This is a genomic window from Kitasatospora sp. NPDC047058 (assembly GCF_040643935.1).
Classification (GTDB): domain Bacteria; phylum Actinomycetota; class Actinomycetes; order Streptomycetales; family Streptomycetaceae; genus Kitasatospora.
On sequence record NZ_JBEYVJ010000423.1, the window covers coordinates 1 to 5570 of the forward strand.

The 5570-nt window shown below is 73.2% G+C and carries 1 protein-coding gene and 2 pseudogenes; 2 read left to right on the forward strand and 1 reads right to left on the reverse strand.

Annotated features, from left to right (window positions below):
- The first annotated feature begins 7 nt into the window (after positions 1-7).
- Both ABZ885_RS34485 and ABZ885_RS34490 read left to right on the forward strand, forming a co-directional pair.
- Complete coding sequence (locus ABZ885_RS34485; protein WP_360197690.1) at positions 8-832, forward strand: carbohydrate ABC transporter permease; 825 nt, start codon at positions 8-10, stop codon at positions 830-832.
- A 214-nt stretch (positions 833-1046) separates the two neighbouring features.
- Positions 1047-3650 (forward strand): annotated as a pseudogene (locus tag ABZ885_RS34490) (TIM-barrel domain-containing protein); the annotation flags it as partial.
- Positions 3651-3716: 66 nt separating this feature from the next.
- Here the strand turns inward: ABZ885_RS34490 and ABZ885_RS34495 are convergent.
- A pseudogene (locus tag ABZ885_RS34495) lies at positions 3717-5264 on the reverse strand (heavy metal translocating P-type ATPase); the annotation flags it as partial.
- Positions 5265-5570: the final 306 nt, after the last annotated feature.

Below are 5570 nucleotides of genomic sequence, written 5' to 3' on the forward strand. Positions count from 1 at the left end.
GTGCCCGATGCGGGGCTTGAGCCGGCCGCGCACCCTGGTCCTCGCGGCCGTGGCCTGGCTGCTGGCGGCGCTCTTCCTGCTCCCCTACCTGGAGATGGTCGTCACCGCCCTGCGCCCGGCCGACGAACTGCGCGACGCGACCTACCTGCCGAGCCACTTCGCCTGGTCCAACTTCGTCGGCGTCTGGCGCGAGTCCACCCTCGGCGGCAACCTGCGGGTCACCCTGCTGGTGGCCGGCGGCTCCACCCTGCTGGCGCTGCTCGTCGCGCTGCCCGCCGCCTACTACACCGCCCGCATCCGGTACCGCGGCCGCAGGCTCTTCCTGCTGCTCGTCCTGGTCACCCAGATGTTCCAGCCGACCTCGCTCCTGGTGGGCCTCTACCGCGAGTTCTACCAGCTGCACCTGCTCAACTCGGTCTGGACGCTGATCCTCTGCAACGCCGCCTTCAACCTGGCCTTCACCGTCTGGATCCTCACCGCCTACATCGGCTCCATCCCGGTGGAGCTGGAGGAGGCCGCCATGATCGACGGCCTCGGCCGGCTCGGGGCGCTGCGCCGGGTGACCCTCCCGCTGGCCATGCCCGGTGTGGTCACCGCGGTGATCTTCACGTTCATCTCGGCCTGGAACGAGTTCGTGATGGGCCTGACCCTGTCGACCGAGCCGGACAGCCAGCCGCTGACGGTCGGCATCAGCAGCTTCATCGGCAACTACACCGTGCAGTGGAACTACCTCTTCGCCGGTTCGGTCGTCGCCATCGTGCCGGTCGTGGTGCTGTTCGCCTTCATCGAGCGCCAGGTGGTCTCCGGGCTCACCGCCGGCTCGGTGAAGTAGCCGCCCGCGCACACGCCGCACCCGGCCACGAGGCCGTACGCCGCCAAATCCCTTCCGGAGCCCCGGCCTTGAGCCGGGGCTCCGGCATGCCGCCACCATTGACATGTACGCCGCCCGCTGTGAATGTTGCTCCGAAGCTCGGATTTTCGAGCAGTTTCGCGCAAGTACTGAACAGCTATCGACAGTCACCGCGCAGCCGACAGGAGAACGCACCGTGCGCCTGCTCCGACACCACCTCCGCGGGGCCGCCCTCGCCGCGGCCGTCACCAGCATCGCCGCCCTGGCCGGCCCCACCGTCCCGGCCCGGGCCGCGACCCCCGGCTCCGCCGTCCTCGACGCCGGCCACCGGAACGCCACCTGGCAGAGCCCGCGTTACGCCAAGGGGACGCTCGGCGGCGCCGCCGACTGCCCGCCCGCCGCCCAGGACCCGGCCGGCGCGGTCTGCGACCACTTCGACCTCACCGTCGACGTCCCCGCCGGGTACTGGGACGACAACCCGGAGGGCGGCGTCCCGCTCTCCATCCAGTGGCAGACCCCCACCGACGACTTCGACCTCTACGTCTACGACGCCGACGGCAAGCAGGTCGCCCAGAGCGCGGGCACCGCCGACCCCGAGTCGACCGTCATCCCCCGGGCCTCGGGCACCTACCACGTCCTGGTCGTCCCCTACGACGTGCACGACAACGCGTACACCGGCCGGGCCTACCTGCCGCAGACCGACGACGCCGGCGACCTCACCTCCTTCGGCGGCTCCGGGGGCAGCTACGACATCGCCGCCGGCACCCTCAAGGCCAAGGTCGACTTCCTCGCCGACGACCAACTGCGCCTGCGCGCCGCCCCGGACGGCGTCCTCACCGACCCGGCCGGCCCCACCATCATCCGCAAGCAGCCCGAACTGCGTCGGGACACCAGCACGTTCGACAACGGCGCCTACTACGGCATCCGGGCCGGCGGCCTGGTGCTGCGGGTCTACAAGCACCCGCTGCGGTTCGGCCTGTACCGGGCCGACGACCGCACCGCGCTCTGGCAGGAGGACGCCCCGCTGCGCTGGAGCACCAGCGGGATGCGGCAGAGCCTGGTCCGCGGCGGCGACGAGCAGTTCTTCGGCGGCGGCGAGCAGAACGGCGCCTTCTCGCACCGCGACCGGACCGTCCACGTCGCCAACAGCTTCGACTGGAACGAGGGCGGCTACAACAACTCCCAGCCGTTCTACGTCTCCTCGGCCGGCTACGGCGTCTTCCGCAACACCTTCGCACCGGGGATCTACGACTTCGGCTCACCCGTGCGCACCGGGCAGCAGGAACGGCGCCTCGACGCCTACTACTTCACCGGCGACGTGAAGTCGGTGATCGGCCAGTACACCGCGCTGGTCGGCAAACCCTTCATGCCGCCGGTGTACGGGCTGGAACCGGGCGACTCCGACTGCTACCTGCACAACGCCAACCGCGGCGAGCGGCACACCCAGGACGCGCTCAAGATCGCGGACGGGTACGCCGAGCACGGGATGCCGCTGGGCTGGATGCTCGTCAACGACGGCTACGGCTGCGGCTACGAGGACCTGGCGAAGACCGGCGAGGGCCTGCGGAAGAACCACGCCCAGCTCGGGCTCTGGACGCAGAACGGCCTGCCGAACCAGGCCGAGGAGGTCAAGGCCGGGGTCCGGGTGCGCAAGCTCGACGTGGCCTGGGTCGGCAACGGCTACGACTTCGCGCTGAACGCCTGCGACCGGGCCAAGGCCGGCATCGAGGACAACAGCGACGCCCGCGGCTTCGTCTGGCTGCCCGTCTCCTGGGCCGGCGCGCAGCGCTGCGGCGTGCTCTGGAGCGGCGACCAGTCCCTGTCCTGGGACTACATCCGCTGGCAGATCCCCACCTACGCGGGCGCGACGATGTCCGGCATCGCGTACAACACCGGCGACGTCGGCTCCATCTTCCGGCGCGACCCGAAGATGTACACCCGCGACCTGCAGTGGAAGGCCTTCCTGCCGGCCATCATGACCATGGACGGCTGGGCCAAGGACATGGCGGGCAAGGAGCAGCGCGACCAGCAGCCCTGGCTGGACGGCGAGCCCTACACCTCGGTCAACCGCAAGTACCTGCAGCTGAAGGAACGGCTGCTGCCGTACATGTACACCCTGTCGGCGGAGGCCACCCGGACCGGCATCGGCGCGGTACGGCCGCTCGCGCTGGAGTACCCCGGTGACCCGGCGGCGCTCGGGCCGGACGCCAGGTACGAGTTCCTGGCCGGGCCGGACTTCCTGGTCGCCCCGGTCTACGCCGACACCTCGGTGCGCGACGGCATCTACCTGCCGGCCGGCACCTGGACCGACTACTGGACCGGCAAGGTCTACCAGGGCCCGACCACGGTCAACGGCTACTCGGCACCGCTCGACACCCTGCCGCTGTTCGTCAAGGGCGGTTCGATCGTGCCGATGTGGCCCGAGGGCACGCTGTCCTGGCAGAACCGCGACAAGGGCGAGCTCGACTACGACCTCTACCCGCAGGGCGACTCCTCCTACACGCTGTACGAGGACGACGGCGTCACCCGGCAGTTCGGCGCGGGCGCCTCGGCCACCCAGCGGGTGGACGTCCACACCGACCGGGCCGTGACCGTCGTCCGGGTCGGTGCCAGCGTGGGCGACTACGCCGGCAAGCCGGCCACCCGGGCGTACCGGTTCACCGTGCACGGCAGGCCCGCCCCGCGCCTGGTGGTGACCGAGGGCGGCCCGCTGCCCCGGCTCGACTCGGCGGCCGCGCTCGACTCGGCGGCCGCGGGCTGGTTCTACGACGCCGCGACCGGCGTGACGCAGGTCAGGACGCCGTCCGTCCAGCTCCGCCACCACGGCCGTCCGTCCGGCGGCCGCGGCGCGGTCCAGTGCTTCGGTCAGGCCGGCCGGCAGCGGGCCCGCGGCGTCGTCGGGCCGGACCACCCGGACCTGCCGCCCCTCGACCGTGCCGGTGACCCCGACTCCGGCGGTGGCCGTGAAATCGGCCACCGCCGGAAGGGGCTCGGAGCCGCACCGGGCCCGGGCCGCCCCCACAACGGCCCTCCCGATGGGGTGCTCCGAACGGTGCTCGACGGCTCCCACAAGCCGCAGCACCTGGTCCTCGGTCACACCGGGCGCGGTGGTCAGCTCGGCGAGCTCCATCCGCCCGGTGGTCAGCGTGCCGGTCTTGTCCAGCACCACGGTGTCGATCCGGCGCAGGCTCTCCAGCACCTCGGGACCGCGCACCAGCACGCCCAGCTCGGCACCCCGCCCGGTCGCCGCCAGCAGGGCGGTCGGCGTGGCCAGGCCGAGTGCGCACGGGCAGGCCACCACCAGGACGGCGACCGCCGCGGTGACCGCCGCCTGCGGATCGGCGCCCGCACCGAGCCAGAAGCCCAGGACGCACACCGCCACCGCCAGCACACAGGGCACGAACACCCCGGCCACCGCGTCCGCCAGCCGCTGCGCCCGGGCCTTGCCCGCCTGGGCGTCCTCGACCAGCGCGGTGATCCGGGCCAGCTGGGTGTCGGCGCCGACCGCGGTCGCCCGGACGACCAGCGCGCCGCCGACGTTGACCGTCGCACCGGCGACCTGGTCCCCGGGGCCGACCTCCACCGGCACGCTCTCGCCGGTCAGCAGGCTCAGGTCGAGCGCCGAACCGCCGTCCACCACCACCCCGTCGGTGGCCACCCGCTCGCCCGGCCGGACCACGAACTCCTGCCCGGGCAGCAGCTGTCCGATCGGCAGCATGTGTTCCGCCCCGGACTCCCGGTCCCGGACGCACACCTCCTTGGCGCCCAGCTCGGCCAGCGCCCGCAGCGCGCCGCCGCTGCGCCGCCGCACCCGGCCCTCCAGCAGCCGCCCGGCCAGCACGAACAGCGGCACGCCGACGGCCGCCTCCAGGTAGACGTGCGCGGCGCCGCCGCCGTCCGCGGTCAGCGAGAACGGCATCCGCATGCCGACCGCCCCGGCGCCGCCGAACAGCAGCGCGTACGCGGACCAGCCGAAGGACGCCACCACCCCGAGGCTCACCAGCGTGTCCATGGTCGCGGCCGCGTGCCGCAGCCCCTGCCAGGCCCGCCGGTGGAACCCGGCCGAACCCCACGTCACCACCGGCACCGCCAGCCCGGAGCAGACCCACTGCCAGGCCGGGAACTGCAGCGCCGGCACCATCGACAGCACCACCACCGGCACGGCCAGCAGCGCCGTCACCAGCAGCCGCCGGCGCTCGCCAGGGCCCTCCTCCGGATCCGCCAGGACCTGCCCCCCGGACGCCGGCTCGGCCGTGTACCCGGCCCGTTCGACCGCCGCGACCAGCTCCTCGACCGTCACCCCGGCCGGGTGCAGCACCCGCGCCCGCCCGGTGGCCAGGTTGACCCCGGCGGTCACCCCGTCGATCCGCGCCAGCCGCTTCTCCACCCGGCTCACGCAGGCCGCGCAGGTCATCCCGCCGACCGCCAGGTCCGTACTGACCAGCTCCGCGGCGTCCGCACCCGCGACCGCGCTCACCGGCCCGCCCCCATGTCGTGCCCGCCCATCCCCGGCCTGCCCCCGCCGCCGCTCCCGGGCGTCAGCCCCGGCGACACCGGCCCCGCCCCGCGCCCCACCGCGTACGCCACCACGAACACCACCACCAACAGCAGGGCGAACCCCGCCAACACCCTCACCGACTTCACCTCGCGCGGCATCGGGGTCCCCGGGGTCGTCAAGCCCGACCTGGCCGCGCCGGGCGAGACCATCTGGTCCGCCAAG

Coding starts and splice junctions, on each gene's coding strand:
- ABZ885_RS34485 (WP_360197690.1), top strand. CDS start 8: ATGCGGGGCTTGAGCCGGCCGCGCACCCTGGTCCTCGCGGCCGTGGCC.